14 protein-coding genes are annotated in these 16,672 nt (G+C 58.4%); 5 read left to right on the top strand and 9 right to left on the bottom strand.

Annotated features, from left to right (window positions below):
- Nucleotides 1-4: 4 nt before the first annotated feature.
- The 5 genes from O4G22_RS05005 to O4G22_RS04985 all read right to left on the bottom strand — a co-directional run bounded on the left by O4G22_RS05005 (nt 5) and on the right by O4G22_RS04985 (nt 7,209).
- The gene (locus O4G22_RS05005; protein ID WP_306702317.1) at nt 5-1,891 is read right to left on the bottom strand and encodes a hypothetical protein; all 1,887 of its coding nucleotides are present in this window, start codon (nt 1,889-1,891) and stop codon (nt 5-7) included.
- Between the two features lie 18 nt (nt 1,892-1,909).
- The gene (locus O4G22_RS05000; RefSeq protein WP_306702316.1) at nt 1,910-2,341 is read right to left on the bottom strand and encodes a hypothetical protein; all 432 of its coding nucleotides are present in this window, start codon (nt 2,339-2,341) and stop codon (nt 1,910-1,912) included.
- Between the two features lie 53 nt (nt 2,342-2,394).
- On the bottom strand, nt 2,395-4,167 hold the full coding sequence (locus tag O4G22_RS04995) for an ATP-binding cassette domain-containing protein (RefSeq protein ID WP_290489723.1): 1,773 nt from the start codon (nt 4,165-4,167) through the stop codon (nt 2,395-2,397).
- 286 nt (nt 4,168-4,453) lie between these two features.
- Nucleotides 4,454-6,211: a 4Fe-4S binding protein gene (locus O4G22_RS04990; protein ID WP_306702315.1), complete on the bottom strand. Its 1,758-nt coding sequence runs from the start codon at nt 6,209-6,211 to the stop codon at nt 4,454-4,456.
- Between the two features lie 77 nt (nt 6,212-6,288).
- Nucleotides 6,289-7,209, bottom strand: coding sequence for a DUF362 domain-containing protein (locus O4G22_RS04985; protein ID WP_295980547.1), 921 nt, complete (start codon nt 7,207-7,209; stop codon nt 6,289-6,291).
- A 157-nt stretch (nt 7,210-7,366) separates the two neighbouring features.
- Between O4G22_RS04985 and O4G22_RS04980 the strand changes: the two genes are divergently transcribed.
- The gene (locus O4G22_RS04980) at nt 7,367-7,942 is read left to right on the top strand and encodes a class I SAM-dependent methyltransferase (protein WP_306702314.1); all 576 of its coding nucleotides are present in this window, start codon (nt 7,367-7,369) and stop codon (nt 7,940-7,942) included.
- 31 nt (nt 7,943-7,973) lie between these two features.
- On the opposite strand, the gene O4G22_RS04975 is transcribed toward O4G22_RS04980, so the two are convergent.
- Both O4G22_RS04975 and O4G22_RS04970 read right to left on the bottom strand, forming a co-directional pair.
- Nucleotides 7,974-8,594: a non-canonical purine NTP pyrophosphatase gene (locus tag O4G22_RS04975; protein WP_218823914.1), complete on the bottom strand. Its 621-nt coding sequence runs from the start codon at nt 8,592-8,594 to the stop codon at nt 7,974-7,976.
- Nucleotides 8,595-8,631: 37 nt separating this feature from the next.
- Nucleotides 8,632-9,393, bottom strand: coding sequence for an exodeoxyribonuclease III (locus O4G22_RS04970; protein WP_306702313.1), 762 nt, complete (start codon nt 9,391-9,393; stop codon nt 8,632-8,634).
- 254 nt (nt 9,394-9,647) lie between these two features.
- Between O4G22_RS04970 and nusA the strand changes: the two genes are divergently transcribed.
- The 3 genes from nusA to rbfA all read left to right on the top strand — a co-directional run bounded on the left by nusA (nt 9,648) and on the right by rbfA (nt 13,556).
- Nucleotides 9,648-10,943, top strand: coding sequence for a transcription termination factor NusA (gene nusA / locus O4G22_RS04965; RefSeq protein ID WP_022196903.1), 1,296 nt, complete (start codon nt 9,648-9,650; stop codon nt 10,941-10,943).
- A 42-nt stretch (nt 10,944-10,985) separates the two neighbouring features.
- Nucleotides 10,986-13,037: a translation initiation factor IF-2 gene (gene infB / locus O4G22_RS04960; protein ID WP_306702312.1), complete on the top strand. Its 2,052-nt coding sequence runs from the start codon at nt 10,986-10,988 to the stop codon at nt 13,035-13,037.
- Nucleotides 13,038-13,178: 141 nt separating this feature from the next.
- Nucleotides 13,179-13,556 carry a 30S ribosome-binding factor RbfA gene (gene rbfA, locus O4G22_RS04955; protein WP_290489717.1) on the top strand — a complete coding sequence of 126 codons (378 nt, stop codon included), beginning with the start codon at nt 13,179-13,181 and terminating at the stop codon, nt 13,554-13,556.
- A 15-nt stretch (nt 13,557-13,571) separates the two neighbouring features.
- On the opposite strand, the gene O4G22_RS04950 is transcribed toward rbfA, so the two are convergent.
- Together O4G22_RS04950 and O4G22_RS04945 are read right to left on the bottom strand one after the other, a co-directional pair.
- A complete protein-coding gene (locus O4G22_RS04950; RefSeq protein WP_306713958.1) occupies nt 13,572-13,991 on the bottom strand; it encodes a hypothetical protein in 420 nt (139 codons plus the stop codon).
- A 121-nt stretch (nt 13,992-14,112) separates the two neighbouring features.
- Nucleotides 14,113-14,871 carry a PEP-CTERM sorting domain-containing protein gene (locus tag O4G22_RS04945; protein WP_306702310.1) on the bottom strand — a complete coding sequence of 253 codons (759 nt, stop codon included), beginning with the start codon at nt 14,869-14,871 and terminating at the stop codon, nt 14,113-14,115.
- Between the two features lie 328 nt (nt 14,872-15,199).
- Between O4G22_RS04945 and O4G22_RS04940 the strand changes: the two genes are divergently transcribed.
- Nucleotides 15,200-16,672 carry a carbon starvation CstA family protein gene (locus O4G22_RS04940; protein WP_306702309.1) on the top strand — a complete coding sequence of 491 codons (1,473 nt, stop codon included), beginning with the start codon at nt 15,200-15,202 and terminating at the stop codon, nt 16,670-16,672.

Below are 16,672 nucleotides of genomic sequence, written 5' to 3'. Positions count from 1 at the left end.
CAGTTCAACGGAAAATTTCATCAAGCAGGGACTCAATTCCCTCCTTGGCAAACCGGGAATACAGATACAGCCTTTTAGCTTCCATGTACTTGCCCAGGGCGGACCCCACTTCTCCCTCATTCCTGCATTTTTCCGCATCATTCAGCAAATTCACCAGCGTGCTTGCCTTTGTCGTCAGGTCCAGATACCTGGCGTTCAGCTCCTGGTCATTGATGAACAGCTCCTGGTCTTTGGAACGCAGCTGCTGAAGCTCCTCCCAGGCGCCGTATACGTCCTGCATGGCTTCACGCTGACGCGCCGCGCCCAAGGCACGCTCAATAACGGCCATTTTGCCCAAATCTTCCACAAACTGCCTCTGGAGCTCCGGATCATCCTTCACCAGAACGGCAAATTCATGCTGGTTGTCAAAAATGCGGCGATAATTCTTATTCTTGTGGAAACGCTTGAAATCCTCCAGCGCATGGGATTGCTGACCCGCGGCCATCATGGCGTTCCGCAGCGGAAGAAGGCGGGGGTTTTTCGGCCAGATTTCAATGGCGCTTTTCAGGCATTCCTCCAGTTTGGCGCGGTCACCCCTGGCCAGGGCTTCCTGACCCTGGGAAATATAGGCGTCACTGGCAAATACGGCGGCGCTGATTGCGGATTCCGCACGGCCCGTGCTGAAATCCCTGGAAGTCTTCTTAAGAGCCTCCACCAGGGAAAGGGCCTCTTCATAATCTTTGCCGTTCATCAGCTCGAACAACTTTTCCACGTCCCGCTTGAAGGCATACAGCTTTTGCTTCTTCTCATACGGAAACGTATTTACGGCAGGCATGAATTCCCCGATCAGGAGGGCTTCGTTCAGCCGTTCCAGCGCATCCACATAATGACGGGAATCCACCAGATTGTTCACGGCCTTCATGTGCCGGTCGGAGTCACGGGCCAGCTCCCGGGAAAGATTGTCCAGAATAGCGACGGTGGGCGGAGCGCCCAGCGTGCCGCTGAACATTTTGGAGGCATCGGAATTTTTATCCAGCCGCAGCTTGGTATCCCCGTCATTGAACAGGCGGCTGTAAACGCCGCAGCCTATGGAAACATGGTCAAAACGCCGCTGGGCAAACAATTGAACCAGCGTAGACTGGAAAACAACCTTCGCTTCCGTCACCGTCAGCACCTGTTCACTCTCCAGCTTCAGCTTGCGGGCTTCCATCTCCACCACACGCTTTTCCAGGTATTTGTAACGGGGATTATTTTTCGCCGGATGATTGGAGGGAGTCCCCTTTTTCCCGCCCTTCTGGCCGGAGGGCGCACCAGAAATCGCCGTCACGCCGCTTTCCATCAGGCTCATCTTCTGGGCGTTGCTGCGGATTTCCCTCTCCACCGCCTCAAGCATCTTCCCCTTGTTTTTCCCATTGCTCCTGGCCTGCCACGCGGTGTAAATGGCCTGGCAGAGAGCGTCGGAAACGCCTCCGTCCAGCGGATTGCTGGAAGCGGCGGTCAACAGATCCACTACCTGCCGCACCACATTATCCGCCGCCAGTTTTTCCTTGCGCATGGAGAGCGTCTCATGAAGCTTTTCAAAGATTTTCTGATATTCCTTCGCATCCTCCGTGCTCTCTTCCGGCTGGCTCAGGTACTTGTTAAAACGCGCTTCAATCTCCCGGAAACTGCCCATGTTCAACGTCGTTCCGTTGATGGTCACCGTGCCGTCCTGAGGATTCAGAAAAGGCAGCTCATTGCCGTACAGGGACTTGGCATCCCCCTGCCTGGAAGGCTGGTAGGCATTCGGCTGAACGGCGGGAGGGGTGGAAGGGGACGCGGCAGGCGCGCCGCCGGCTGTAGGAGGATTGTACATCATCTGCCCCAGCGCGGGAACCGCGCAGGCCAGGGTCATCAAAAAACAGCATTTCATGGGACGCGGAGAGGTTGTTTATTTAGACTGAATGGATGTAGCTACGCACACGCCGCGCACCTTCGGATTGATGTCTTCCACCCGGAACTCTATCCTGTATTGCTGGTCCCGGTTGATGTTCAGTCCGTTTCTGGCCTCATCGGAGACACAGACGGGAATGATGCACTCACGCCCGGAGGCGTCTTTGTACAAGAAGGAAATAAGCTCGGAATTGCCGCGCGGGAAACGGTCAATCACCGTTCCGTCCAGCGCGTAATTGTTCTTGGAAAGCTGGGAGGCGTTCGCCGCCAGAATGTCCAGAGGTATATCCGACCCGGCCTGAGGCTTCTCCCCGGCACGGAACATAACCACTGCCACAATAACGGCCAGCACAAAACCCACCGCCACGACCGTCAAAACCAGCGCGGATGATGAGGAATTCTTCTTTTTTGCTGCACGCCGTCTCGCCATAACTTTTGATGGGAAAAGTATATAACGGACTTCCCGCAAGTGCACGCATTAAATTAAAGCTCCCAGCGCGAACGGCGGATTCCCGCGTAGGCGGCCGCAATGCCGCACGCAACATGCACCCCCAGAACAATGTAACAGACCAGGGAGGGTGTCAGGTTCGTATCCAGCACATTCTTGACGGCGTAATATACGTCGTCCTTCAGGGCGGAGATGCTGCCGGACCACGCCCAGTATGCGGAAATGAAGGGCCGTATGAGGTTCTCCACCTGTTCCGGAAGCGCCAGCACCGCTCCGGAGAGGGGAAGCTGGAACCCCACCAGATAAATACTCAGCAAGGAAGCCTGGTCCGCACTCCGGGCCAGCGCGGAAATGCCCAGGCATACAAAGGTCATGGCGGCATCCGCCAAAATCAGGAACAGCAGGTGCGTCAAGCCGCCGCCGCGATCCCAGAAAAAATCCACAAAGGCAAACATCCATACGGATTGCACCAGCACCAGAACGCTCAGATAGGACAGCTTGCTCGCCAGGTAGGCGGAAGGCCTCATGCCCGCATACTTCTCCTTTTCCATGACGGCGCGTTCGCCGGCTACCTCGCGGGCGGCATTGTTGGATCCCATCAGCCCCAGCAGAATCACCTCAAACATGATGATGCCGGAGACGGCGGATCCCGTCTTCATGTTCAGCTGCTGGGCTTCCATATCCTTCTGGACAGTCTGGACATCCTGCGTAGCGGAAAGCCCTACGATTTGCCCGGAGCCCTTGTCCGTGAACATGGCTACCAGCACGGGAAACAGCAGCACCATGACCAATTGAAGGACCAACTGGGAACGGTCCCGGAAAAAGATGCGCCAGCGCCGCCCCAGCAGGCAGAAGAACTGGGTGAAGAATCCGGGAACTTCCGGAATATTTTCCTCCACGGCCTTTTCCCTTTCCGTTCCGGATTCTCCAGAGGCTTCCTCCTTCTCCGCCTCCGCAAGGCGGACGGCATCCGGATCCGGCAAATCTCCGGAAAGAATTTTCTTTTCCCTTTCCTGTTCCAGACGGGAATAATAGGAATCCCGGTACTTGCTCCAGGACCGGCACCAGGAAGGGCCTTCACGATCCTGAAGCTTCGGATAAATCTCTTCCAGCGACGAAACGCCGAAGTAATGCAGCATGGTTTTCGGAGAACCGTGGTAAGCCACGCAGCCCTGGTGCATGACCAGAATGGAATCATACCTGTCCAGATGGGAAAGGCTGTGCGTGACGGAAATGACGATGCGGCCTTCCGAGCGGGAGATTTCATGCAGAAGGTTCACAATATCGTGTTCCGACCTGGGATCCAGTCCGGACGTCACTTCATCGCAAATCAGCAACCGGGGATTGGAGACCAGCTCCATAGCCAGCGCCAGACGCCTCTTCTGGCCGCCGGAAAGAATCTTCACGTCCCGGTCCATAATCCCCTCCATTCCCGTTACCTCCAGGGCATTGTCAATGCTGTCGTCCAAATCGTCCACGGAATTGAAGCGGCAGCGGAGCCTGGCGGCGCTCTCCACATTCTCATCCACGCTCAGCTGGTCATAAGCAATGCTGAACTGGGGAACAAACCCGATTTCCGAAGGTTCAAAGTCCTCTTCAGCCAAATCATGGCCATTCCAGAAAAAACGGCCGTCCGTTTCCGCAATCATGCCCGCAATCGCCTTCAATAAGGTGGTCTTTCCGCAGCCGGAAGGACCAACGACTGCCATAAAATGTCCGCGGGGAACATGAAAACTGACATTGTCCAATAATTTCAAAGGACCATCCGGTGTTTCTATCTCATACGTAATGCCGTCCGCCTGCAACATGGTTCTTTTACTTTAACGTATCAACTTCCGCATCATCAAGGAAAATCGGGCATTTGCACTCTATCCCGCCGTAACCGGAGAACATATTCTCCGGGAACGTTTCCGAGGGCAGGTTCCTCCTGCCCCCCCGCTCATTTCGACGCTCCCCGCAACCGTATCCATGCCGCAAACAGGGCTGCATGGAATTCCCCCGAAAAACCGGATGGACAGACACAGCCCTCCCGGAAGAAAGAGTTGAAGCCTCCGGAAGCGTTTATTTCATCATCTTCCACACCGCCAGCCGTTTTCAAAACGGGAAATCCGCATCTCCCACCGGATCCACAGCTTTTTCCTCAAACTTTTTAACAGCTTTCTGCTGGGGGTTTACGGCACGGACAACCAGCGCCCGGGGCGGCATTTCCCGTTGTCTTCCGAACTCGCATTTTTCCTCGCACAGATTGCAGGAGTTCCGACATTCGCGTTCCTCTGGCCGTTCCGTAGTGACGGGACAGGCGTGTTCGCACGCGCCGCAGCCGATGCACAGGGAAGGATCCAGCCTGGGCAGGCGGTGCTCCTGGCCGTCACGCCCGATATAGGGCACCGTGTAAAGCGCCTTGGTAGGGCAATGCTCCGTACAGGCTCCGCAATCCATGTCCTCCCGGGCAACCAGGCAGCGGCAGACGTAAAACCGGGCCATGGCAATGCGCGTAGTATCTTTTGTTATTCCCTCAGTATCCCTTTCCGCGGTAACAGGCATCCTGCGTATGGCCCCCGTGGGGCAGACTTCCGCACAGCGGTGGCAATCATAAAGGCAATATTTGGTGGCAAAATCCATCCGGGGTTTCATGAATCCCTTCAGGCCAAGCTGCAGGTATGAAGGTTGAAGCACATGGGTGGGGCAGTTGGCAACGCACATCTGGCAGCCGGTGCAGATATCCAGAAAACGTTCCAGGGAACCGGCTCCGGGAGGAAGAACGCACTGGGTAGGGTCCAGCTTCCGGGCGGCCTCTCCCCGGCATCCGGAAAGGGCGGCCGCAGCCAGCCCGGCCGCAGTAGCCTCCAGGAACTGGCGGCGGGAGCTCCCGGCAATGGAGGGAACCGCGGCGGAAGAAGAGGGAGCGGAAGCCGGGGGAACCTTCTTTTTTTGGGCCGGAATCTGTTGGCGGACCCTGGTAAACCAGCGGTAGCGTATTCCTCCCTCACTGCAGGAGCGCACGCAATCGTAGCACGCCACGCAACGTGAGGAGTCTATCTTGTATTCCTTCAGGTTCAGGCATTGCGCCTTGCAGGATTTGACGCATTTACCGCATTTTTTGCAGGTGGCGGGATCAAAACCCAGCCGGAAAAGGGAAATGCGGGAAAGCAGGCCAAGCAGCGTGCCGACGGGGCATACCGTATTGCAATACAGGCGCCCCTTCCAGGCGCTCATGACGGCCACCAGGCCGAGCATGCCGGCGGAAGCCAGCAGAACCGGAAAAGCCACGGGGAAATAATCCATTTGAACCAGATCCGCAGAAGAACTGTCCGCCGCCAGCAGGTTATTGCTCCAAATGGCAACCGGCCATGCCAGCACATACATGATGCGCCCGAAAATGCTGTAAGGGTCCAGCCAATTCAGAGACAGCCCGGCCAACCCCGTCACGCAGCAGGCGGCCAGCAATGCCAGCACCCCATACCGCACCCACGGCACAGGCCGGGAGAATTTCAGGAAACGCTTCGGCGCCAGCCAGCGGCGGACTCTGAAAACAATATCCTGGAGAATCCCCAGCGGGCAAACGAAGGAACAGTATACGCGGCCGAACAGCAGCGTAAGCAGCAGCAACGCCCCCAGAATCACGGCGGAAACAGCCGCCCCGTTCAGGGTTCCCAGCACGGACGGCACCAATTGCCACTGCGCCAGGGAAAAGGAATCTTCCATCCCCTCTCCGCCTCCCGTCATGTTCGGCACGTTCCATGCGGGAATATGGTGCAGGAAAGCGTATGCAATCCCGATGAAGAAAATGACGGCCACCGTCACGCGGAGCCACTTCAGAGGACTGACGAAAAAGGCTTTGATGACTGACATATGAATCATAAACCCGCCGGAAGCGGAAAGTTGCTCTCCCGCCGCGTCATCCGCAGAGGGAAGAGGGAGCCGCCGCGTCAGGCCATGCTGATACGGCGGATATGAAGCCTGGAAAGGTCGGCGGTGCCCAGCCCCATTTCCTCACCAAGCTGCACATGGCGAATCTTTCCGGCCTTGTTCAGCAGGGCGGCGCCCGCAGCGTCAATGGCCACAATATCGCGGGAGGCTAAAAGGGTTTTGCGCTCCACCAGGTCATTCGTATCCTTCCCCACGGGGCCGTTGCGCACCATGGGCATGTAAGCGTCCAGCACGCACAGGTCCGGCTTGCGGAAATACACGGCGTCAGCGATGCACTGGTGCAGGTCGTTCTTATGCATGGCCCCGCGGTCCCAGACGGTGCCCATTACATTCTTCATGCAGGCGGTCATTTCGGAACCGCTGTGGTGCTTGAGGGGCGGGCAGGTGATGTAAACATCCGCCTCCAGCACGGCCTTATGCACCTTGGCGGAGGTAAATTTTCTGGCTTTCGGGTTTTCCGTCTGCACGTACTGGCTCTCATTGCCGCCGTCCACCATTACGCCGCCGGCCTTCTCTACGGCCTCTTTCACGCCGCTGCCCTCATAGGCGCCATTGTGGCAGCAGTGGTCAAACACCCTTACTTCCTTCGCTCCGGCCTGCCTGCACAGCTCCACCAGCGTGGCGACGGTTTCAGGATGAGTGTTGGAGCCGAATTCCGGAGCCTTGTTCCAGCCGATGTTCGGCTTGATTACGACGGTCTGGCCCGGCTTGACGAAGGCCTGCATGCCGCCCAGCGTCTCCACGGCCTTCCTGACCATCTCCGCACGGGTGCCGTTGCGGACGGCCACCAGATCCGGAATGCCGGAAGCCGCCGGAGCTCCGGCCTCCTGGGCAAACAGGGAATCCATGTCCGATATGGCCGCCAGCGCCCCTGCGGCGGCAGTCCTCTTCAAAAAAGTGCGTCTGTCAGTCATCTTCATGGCAACGTCTTTGGTTTATCCCCGCATGCAGGGACACGCGGAGGATTTTGAGCCTCTTCCTAACACATGCCCTGCCAAAAAACAACCTGTCATTCTTCCCGCACCGGAATTTCATAAACGAATTGTCATACAGGCAGAGCTTCTGTACAACCCGGTCATGAAATGTTCCCTGCTCAGCCGCCCCATGACCTGCGCTCATGACTGGATCAGCCGCGTCGTCTTCCCCGGGGACGCAGTCGTGGACGCCACGGCGGGCAACGGGCATGATACGGTTTTCCTGGCCCGGCTGGCTGGCCCTTCCGGCCAGGTGCACGCCTTCGACGTGCAGAAAGAAGCCATCTGCGCCACCAGGGAACGCCTGGAGAAGGAAGGACTGCTCACCCCTGCCGTCCGGCTCCATCTTGCCAGCCATGACCGCCTGGCGGAACTGGTCGGCGGCCCCGTGAAAGCCGTCGTCTTCAACCTGGGCTATCTGCCGGGCGGGGACAAAAAAACGGTTACCAGGACGGAATCCACCCTGGCGGCGCTGGAACAGGCTGCCGCCCTCATTGCTCCGAACGGGCTTCTCAGCGTCATGTGCTACCCCGGCCACGAAGGCGGAAAGGAAGAAGCGGAAGCCGTGGAAGTCTTCCTGTCCCGCCTGCCCCATCATTCCTGGCGCGCCGGCAAATACCAGCTTCTGAATACCGGAACACCGGCTCCCTTCCAGATATGCGCGTTCAGGCTGGACTGACCTCCCCGCCGCCGGACGCCCGGAGAACCCCTCAGTCCCGGCGTTCCTTCATCCACGCCACCACCTGCGCCAGGGCGCGGGCGCGGTGCGACATGGAATTCTTCACTTCCATGGGAAGCTGGGCGAAACTCCGGTCATGCCCTTCCGGGACAAACAGCGGATCGTAGCCGAACCCTCCTTCCCCGGCGGGTTCCGTCAACATGTAGCCTTCCACGGAACCGGAAAACTCCGCCAACACGCGGCCATTCCCGGCAAGCACCATGACGCAGCGGAACCGTGCGGAAGGCCTGTCCCCCGGTTTCACTCCGGCGCGCCGCAATTCCTCCATCATGCGGAGGTTATTCCTCGCATGGTTCCCTTCTTCCCCGCCGAAGGAGGAGGACCAGACTCCGGGGCGCCCGTCCAGCACATCCACCTCCAGCCCGGAATCATCCGCCAGCAGGACGCCGGGGATGCATCTGGAAGCGGAAAGCGCCTTGAGCGTGGCGTTCTCCGTAAACGTGACTCCCGTTTCATCCACGGGCGGAGCCTGGGGATAGTCGGAAAGATCCTTCACTTCCCATTTCCCGGCCAGCATGGCGCGGATTTCCCCGGTCTTGTGGGCGTTGCGCGTGGCAACCACCAGCAGCGGCAATTCCTGTTCCATAATCATCAATCTCTTACAGTTAAACTCGCATAAAAGGCCGCGCTCAGCAGTCAATCTCCAGGCTGACGGGGCAATGGTCGGACCCCGTCACATCCGGATGAATGGCGGTTTCCTTCACTCTGGAAGCCAGCGGATTGGAAACGCAGAAATAGTCAATGCGCCATCCGATGTTCCGGGCGCGGGCGCCCGCGCGGTAGGACCACCAGCTGTACCAGCCCGGCTCCTCCGGATGCTGGGCGCGGAACGTATCCGTAAATCCGGCCTCAAGCAGCCGCGTAAACCCGGCGCGCTCCTGGTCGCTGAATCCGGCAGAAAAACGGTTCTCTTTGGGACGCGCGATGTCAATCTCTTCATGAGCCACGTTCAAATCCCCGCAGAAAACGACCGGCTTGATTTCCGCCAGTCCCGCCACGTACCCGCGGAATGCGGCGTCCCACTGCTCCCGGTACGGAAGACGCGCCAGTTCATTCTGTGAATTGGGGGTATAGCAGTTGACCAGGTAAAACCGCTCAAATTCCATCGTGCAGACGCGCCCTTCCCGGTCATGCTCCGGCCAGCCGATTCCGACGGACGTGGAAAGAGGCTGCACCCGGCTGAGGATCAGCACGCCGGAATAACCGGCCTTCTCCGCCGGATTCCAGAGCTGGTGCGGCCAGGAGGAAATCCACAGGTCTTTCACCTGTTCCGGACGCGCCTTGATCTCCTGAAGGCAAAGGACGTCCGGCTCCAGGGCATCCACGGCGGCCGCCATCCCCTTGCCCAGAATCGCCCGCAATCCGTTCACGTTCCATGAGACGAGTTTCATGCGCGCATACTTCCCGTTTTTGACGGGTCCGTCAAGCCCTCAAACACCGTTGTCCCGCCCCCTTCCGGAGGGCTCCGGAAAATTCTTCTTTCGGAATCATCCCCAGTCTTTTGCATGCCGCATAGAACAAGCGTTTTTTCTTGCCAGAACCGCCCCCTCGTGCTTACTTAGATAGGCAAACACCCCGAGAGACACTCGAGAGTGGGTCTGTCGACCCGCTCTTTTTTGTCTATCCATCACACTCCTCCACACTCATGACAAACGATATTAAAGCTTTGATTGACTACTACGAGAGGGAAAAAGGGCTCTCCCGTGAAAAAATTCTCCTCGCTCTGGAGTCCGCCTTTCTCTCCGCCTACCGCAAGATGGTTCCCGGCTCCGGCAGCATCAACTACCTGAGGGCCGAAATCAACGTGGACAAAGGCAAGGTGCGCATTTTTGCGGACCTGGAAGTGGTGCCGGATGAAGAATACTCCGACAAATTCAACCAGATCCCCCTCTCCCTGGCCGTCAAGCTGGACAAGAACGCCGTTCTGCACGACCTGCTTCCCACCAACATCACGCCCAAGGGCTTCGGCCGCATCGCGGTGCAGACCGCCCGCCAGACCATGCTCCAGAAACTGCTGGACGCGGAAAAGGAAATGCTCTACGACGAATTCAAGGACCGCGCCGGAGATCTGGTAACGGGCACCATCCGCCGTTTTGAAAAGGGGGATATTTTTGTGGACCTCGGCAAATTCGAAGGCGTCATGACCTCCCGCGAACGCGTGCCGAACGAAGACTACAGCGTCGGCGACCGCATGCGCTTCTACGTGGTGGAAGTGCGCACGGAAGCGCGCGGCCCGGAAGTCATCCTTTCCCGCAGCCATCCGAACCTGGTGCGCCGCCTCTTTGAATCGGAAGTGGTGGAAATAGGCGACCAGACCGTGGAAATCCACGGCATCGCCCGCGAAGCCGGCTACCGCACCAAAGTGGCCGTCATCAGCCATGACGACAAAGTAGATCCGGTAGGGGCATGCGTAGGCATGCGCGGCGCCCGCGTCAAAAACATCGTCCGGGAGCTCAACAATGAAAAAGTGGACATCCTGGAATGGACGGAAGACCCCGTCGCCTTCGTCCGGGAAGCTCTCAGCCCCGTGGAACCGCGGGAAATCACCGTGGACGAGGAAGCCAGAAAAATCTTCGTTATCGTCCAGGACGACAAGGACCTCTCCAAGGCCATCGGCCGCAGGGGACAGAATGCCCGCCTCACCTCCCGCCTGATGGGCTGGGATGTCCAGGTGCGCGTCTTTGACGTCCAGGAAGCGGAAAAACGCCAGAGCCAGGCCGCGGCCGAGGAAGTCATGCGCCAATGCCAGGCTGCGGCCAAAACCCTCAGCGAACAATTGGAAATCCCGGAAGAAACCGCCATGGGCCTGGTGACCATGGGCGGAACGGACCTGGTAGCCCTCACCGGATTTGAAGCTTCCGACATCGCGGAAAGCATGGGCATTCCCGCAGAGGAAGCCGCCCAAATCCTGGCCAAGGCCCGGGACCTCATCTCTCAATAACCGTTGGGCGCGGCGCTCAACATCTAACAACCTTAAATCAAGATGCCTAATAAACAAGAAGAGAACGAACCCAAAAAGGAAGTATTGGATCTGATCGGCGGATCTTCCAAAAAGAAACGCGCACCCCAGCCGGCCCCCGCACCGGCGCCCTCCCGCCCTGCTCCAGTCAAGAAAGAAGCTCTCGACTTGCTTTCCGGCACCAAGAAAAAGGCGGCGCGCGCCGCTGACGCCGTTCCGGCGCCCGTCGCTGCCCCGGCCGCCGCAGAACCCGCCGCGCCCGCACCCCAGGAAGAAACCTCCGCGGACGATAAAATCATCAACCTCAAACCGCCCGTCTCCGTTTCCGAGCTGGCGGGCATGCTGAAAGCCAAGCCCTTCCAAATCATCAAGGATCTGATGGGCATGGGCATCTTCGCCAACCCGAATACGCCGTTGGATGCGGACGCCGTCAGCACCATCTGCGACATCCACGGCTACACATTCGCCCGTGAAAAACGGGAAAAAGGCGGCGGCGTGAAAGCCCAGCAGGAACCCGTCAAGGAACCGGAACCCGTGCCGGTGGTGGAAGAACCCAAAGCCACCCTCATCACGCGCACCCCCATCATCACCGTCATGGGCCATGTGGACCACGGCAAAACATCCCTGCTGGACTACATCCGCAAAACGCGCGTGGCCAAGGGGGAAGCTGGGGGCATCACCCAGCACATCGGCGCCTATACGGTTGACTACAACGGCAGCACGCTCACCTTCCTGGATACGCCGGGCCACGCCATCTTCACGGAAATGCGCGCCCGCGGGGCGGACGTCACGGACATCGTGGTGCTGGTAGTGGCCGCCAATGACGGCATCATGCCCCAGACGCGGGAAGCCATTGCCCACTCCAAAGCGGCCGGCAAAACCATCATCGTGGCCATCAACAAGTGCGACCTTCCGGCCGCAGACCCTGTCAAGACCAAGAGCGGCCTGATGGAAGAAGGGCTAGTTCCCACGGACTTCGGAGGCGATGTGGAATGCGTGGAAGTCTCCGCCCTGACCGGGGCCGGCATTGACGACCTTCTCGGCCTTCTCGTCCTCCAGTCGGAAGTGCTGGAACTCCAGGCCAACCCCAAGGCCAACTGCCGCGCCTCCATTATTGAAGCCCGCGTGGAACCCGGCACGGGCAGCTCCGCCACGGCCATTGTGGAAAGCGGCACCATCCGCGTCGGGATGCCCTTCATCTGCGGCCCTTACGCCGGCAAGGTGCGCGCCCTGGTCAACGACCACGGCGAACGCGTCAAAAAGGTAGGCCCCGGCATGCCCGTGGAAATTACCGGCTTCTCTGAAACCCCGAACGTGGGGGACGAACTGGTGGAAATGGAAAACGAACGCGCCGCCAAAAAGCTTGGGGAAGAACGCCAGGAGGAACTGCGCAAGCAGCGCCTGGCCCAGCCCCGCAAGGCACGCATGGAAGAACTGCTCGCCATGATGGGGGACGGCACCCAGAAAGCCCAGCTCAAAATACTCCTGAAGGGGGATGTGCAGGGTTCCGTGGAAGCCATCAAGAAGGCTGTTCTGGACATCCAGTCGGACAAAGTGGAATGCGTCTTCCTGAACGCCTCCGCCGGCCCCATTTCGGAATCGGACGTTCTGCTGGCCTCCTCCTCGGATGCCGTCATCCTGGGCTTCAACGTCAAAGTGGAAGCCAACGCCGTCAAACTGCTCAAGCGGGAAGGCGTGCAGGTAAAACTGTATTCCATCGTTTACGAACTCATCGACCAGGTGAGGGATGCCATGCTGGGCCTGCTGGAACCGGAAACGCGCGAAACCATCATCGGCCACGCCAAAGTGCTCCAGGTCTTCAAACTCAACAAAGGCCGCGCGGCGGGCTGCATGGTGGAGGACGGCAAAATCCTCCGCAGCTGCGAGGCGCGCGTCATCCGCGACAAGACGCCTGTCTTTGACGGCAAAATGTCCACCCTCCGCCGCTTCCAGGATGAAGTGGAAGAAGTCAAGGCGGGCCTGGAATGCGGCATCCGCCTCGGAGACTTCAACGAATACGAGACGGGCGACATCATCGAATGCTACACGCTGGAAAAAATCCAGCAAACGCTGTAACCCTCAACGAGAATCAACCAACAGGGACGGAGCCTCCTGTACGCTCCTCCGGGCGGCCGGGAAACCTCCGTCCCTGTCTTTTCCTCCATTCTTTCTTCACCGATTGAACCAATCGGCCCATTTATCACTCTATCTCTTCATATGAGCAGACGCACTGACAAGGTAAACGAACTCCTGCGCCGGGAAATAGGCACCACCATTCAGCGGGATTTTGAATTTCCCGGCACAATTGTCACCGTGATTGAAGTGGAAGTGACGGACGATCTGAAAGAGGGGAAAGTATGGGTGGGCGTCGTAGGGAAAATGGCTCCCGCCCAGGTGCTGGAAAAACTGAACTCCCGGCATGGGCTTATCCAGTCCGCCGTGGCCAGGCGCGTGGTGCTGCGCAATACGCCGCGCCTGACCTTCCGTCTGGACGACTCCGCCCAGCGCGGCGTTGACCTGGTCAACCTTTTGGAAGACATTGACAAAAACCTGCCCAAAGCGCCCCCTGCCGATTCGGAAAATGACGGGGAATAAAATTTCTCTTTCTGTTTAACGCACGGCGCCTCCGCCCGTCACTGTCGCGCGTCGCGGAACATCATTTTCCGAAGTCAGGGAAATATAATCCCCCGGACGGGCGTCATCGTCATTTCCCACATACAGGCTGCGCCCTTCAGCCACATGCCGCACCTGGTCCGCGGTTACGCGCAGCCGGGCGATCCCGAAATCCGCAGTCCCCCGCCGGCGGTTTCCACGGTAATGCCGCCCTCTTCCACACGCAGATATACACCCTTGTTCGTGTTTATAATGAACAAGGGGATCTTGCCTTCCGGTGGCTGCTAAGCCGCGAATCCTGGCTCCCTTCAAATACCGTCCCCCCGCGCCCAATCCGCCGACATCCGCTCTTCCCGCAAAATCCGTTCCATTGGTCACCATCCAATGCGTGTAGGCGGAAGCGGACGCCCCTGGCACGGATTCCGCGGCGGCGCCCCCAACGCTCCAGTTGGACAAAGAACCCCCACTGGCTGAAAACAAACAAGCCGCCAGTTTCAAAAAACGGGCGGCCTGTTCAAATACATCAGAAGCAGGAACCTCAAACTCTGCGGCGGCGCATCATCAACGCGGCCAGCCCCAGAAGACTGAGGGAAGCTGCAGCAGGTTCCGGAACCACTTCCCCATTCACCTGGATTCCCGTAAGCCCAATAAAGCAGCCGCTGCCGTAGGCCTCGTTTTTGGAAGCCGTGACCGTTAACGTCATGGACTCCCCGGCTTTCAACACAACATCGCTATATTCATAGTTTCCCGTACGAACGCCATCCCAGGATCCCACGGATGTATTTGTACTGGTGGCGCCATTATAGGCCAGCGTCTGACTTTCCTGCCCGTCCATGCCGAGGGTGATATTGACAGGTTTGTTCAAATTGCCGTCGGCTCCTCCAACATAACCGTTATTGGCCACACCGCCCCCGGCATTCTGCGCGTCGCCCGCTCCAGTGAACCCTATCATGGAAAGATCAATGGAAGAAATCAGCATATCCTGGGAACCGGTGTTGGTAAACGTGAAAGACACGCTCCACGTATTATTCTGGTTATTACCCACATTGGCATTGGGGGAGAATACGGAGGCGGGAATGGAGCCTGAAGCCAGCAGGTCATTGCCCGTAGTGCTCTTGCTGAAATTCTCGGAACTAATCGAGGTGGAGGTGGTAAGTCCCGCATCGGAAACCGTGCTCACCGTGACGGTATCCAGGGAAGTGCCGGTCCGGTTAAACGTAGTGGTACACAGTACCGCGGCCTGGGAAGCCGCCGCGCCAAGAACCAGAGATGCAATGATTATCAATGTTTTCTTCATAAATGGAAATGGGAAAGGTTGAGCGGGGCCAATTTTTTAGCGGATTCCCAATCCGAAAAATAAATCCAGGTCTGTTTTTCATGCGCAAAAAATTGGAATTATGAATTTTACGATAGTTTAAAATCTCCAACAGGGAAACTTGCAATTTCAAGATGGCCCTGTTCGTTTATCTGCATAAACATCTCATTTCTATTATTTAGTGTTGACTTCGGATTGGGAATCCGCCCCTCCTTTTCCTCTTTTTCACTAACGGCTTGCCAGAGGGAGGGAGAAAAGTTAAGTTCCGTGAACGGACGGCAGCCCATGAGGCGGCCGGTTTTTTTCCAACATGAACGGTTACTGCTATTTCATTCTGGGGATATTGGCCCTGGCGGCCGGTTATTTCACTTACGGACGGGTGCTGGAAAGGATTTTCCGGCCGGACGCCTCCCGGCAGACTCCCGCCGTGGCCTGTACGGACGGCGTGGATTATGTGGTCATGCCGCGCTGGCGCGTTTTTCTCATCCAGCTGCTGAACATTGCAGGGCTGGGGCCCATTTTCGGCGCCGTCATGGGCGTGCTGTATGGCCCGGCCGCGCTCCTGTGGATCGTTTTCGGCTGCATTCTGGGCGGAATGGCGCACGACTACTTTTCCGGCATGATCTCCCTGCGGCACAAAGGGGAAAACCTGCCGGAAATCCTGGGGCGCTACCTGGGCGGGCAGGCCCAGTGGATCAGCCGCGCCGTCTGCATCGTGTTCAGCGTGCTGGTGGGCGTCGTCTTCGCCGTGGGGCCCGCCGCCATCCTGTCCCCCATGACGGGCTGGAACGTTTCGGCATGGGTGTGGATTATCTTCGGCTACTATTTTCTGGCGACCATTCTTCCCATCCAGGCTATTATGGGAAAGGTCTATCCTCTTTTTTCCGTCGCCCTGATCATCATGGTCATGGGTATTCTGGGCGTGATGCTTCTGATGCCCTTTGCGGATTCCCTGCCGGCCTGGATGCATCTCCCCCGCATGGAAGTGCTTCCGGATACGGACTTTTTCCATAACCGCCATCCGACGGATTTCCCGCTTTTCCCCGTGATGTTCATCACCATCGCCTGCGGAGCCGTGAGCGGATTCCATGCCACACAGTCCCCGCTGATGGCGCGGTGCCTGAAAACGGAACGGGAAGGGCTGCCCGTCTTTGGCGGGGCGATGATTACGGAAGGCATCATCGCCTTCATATGGGCCGCTGCCGCGCTGACCTTCTACGGCTCTCCGGAAGCCCTGGGAGCGGCTACCGCCAACGGAAAGGCTCCGGCTCTGGCCATCCAGACGATTTCCGAATCCTGGATGGGAAGCATCGGTTCCATCCTGGTCATGATCGGCGTGGTTATCCTCCCCATCAGCACGGGGGACGGCGCCCTGCGGGTCACGCGCCTGATGATTGCGGACTGCTTCAAGCTGAGCCAGGAACAGCTGAGCCGCCGCCTGATGATCGCCATACCGCTCTTCGCCGCAGCCATCGCCGTCAGCAGCATGGACTACGCCATCATCTGGCAGTACTTCGGCTGGGCCAACCAGCTTCTGGCCTCCGCTACGCTCTGGGCCGTCTCCATTTACCTGCGCAGCAAAAACCGCTGCTTCTGGCCGGCGGCGGCTCCCGCCGCCTTCCTGAGCCTAGTGGTATTCCAATATCTGTTCTCCAGCCCGGAAATGTGCGGGTTCAGTGAAGAAGCCTCCCTGGTTTCCAGCGCCCTGCTGACAGCCGTCATCGGCGTGCTGTGCCTGTTCCGCGGCTCCGGTCTGGAAAAAGCGGAGGAGCCCAGCCTGTAA

It is taken from the genome of Akkermansia muciniphila (genome assembly GCF_030848305.1).
GTDB lineage: Bacteria > Verrucomicrobiota > Verrucomicrobiia > Verrucomicrobiales > Akkermansiaceae > Akkermansia > Akkermansia muciniphila_A.
This window is presented reverse-complemented; position numbering and strand designations above follow the sequence as displayed.

Excerpts from the sequence above, each read along its gene's own strand:
- O4G22_RS04985 (WP_295980547.1), bottom strand. The coding sequence starts at position 7,209 with ATGAAGATGACTGACAGACGCACTTTTTTGAAGAGGACTGCCGCCGCA.
- O4G22_RS04940 (WP_306702309.1), top strand. The coding sequence starts at position 15,200 with ATGAACGGTTACTGCTATTTCATTCTGGGGATATTGGCCCTGGCGGCC.
- O4G22_RS05000 (WP_306702316.1), bottom strand. The coding sequence starts at position 2,341 with ATGGCGAGACGGCGTGCAGCAAAAAAGAAGAATTCCTCATCATCCGCG.
- O4G22_RS04995 (WP_290489723.1), bottom strand. The coding sequence starts at position 4,167 with ATGTTGCAGGCGGACGGCATTACGTATGAGATAGAAACACCGGATGGT.
- O4G22_RS04980 (WP_306702314.1), top strand. The coding sequence starts at position 7,367 with ATGAAATGTTCCCTGCTCAGCCGCCCCATGACCTGCGCTCATGACTGG.
- O4G22_RS04945 (WP_306702310.1), bottom strand. The coding sequence starts at position 14,871 with ATGAAGAAAACATTGATAATCATTGCATCTCTGGTTCTTGGCGCGGCG.
- nusA (WP_022196903.1), top strand. The coding sequence starts at position 9,648 with ATGACAAACGATATTAAAGCTTTGATTGACTACTACGAGAGGGAAAAA.
- O4G22_RS04970 (WP_306702313.1), bottom strand. The coding sequence starts at position 9,393 with ATGAAACTCGTCTCATGGAACGTGAACGGATTGCGGGCGATTCTGGGC.
- O4G22_RS04975 (WP_218823914.1), bottom strand. The coding sequence starts at position 8,594 with ATGATTATGGAACAGGAATTGCCGCTGCTGGTGGTTGCCACGCGCAAC.
- O4G22_RS04990 (WP_306702315.1), bottom strand. The coding sequence starts at position 6,211 with ATGTCAGTCATCAAAGCCTTTTTCGTCAGTCCTCTGAAGTGGCTCCGC.
- rbfA (WP_290489717.1), top strand. The coding sequence starts at position 13,179 with ATGAGCAGACGCACTGACAAGGTAAACGAACTCCTGCGCCGGGAAATA.
- infB (WP_306702312.1), top strand. The coding sequence starts at position 10,986 with ATGCCTAATAAACAAGAAGAGAACGAACCCAAAAAGGAAGTATTGGAT.
- O4G22_RS05005 (WP_306702317.1), bottom strand. The coding sequence starts at position 1,891 with ATGAAATGCTGTTTTTTGATGACCCTGGCCTGCGCGGTTCCCGCGCTG.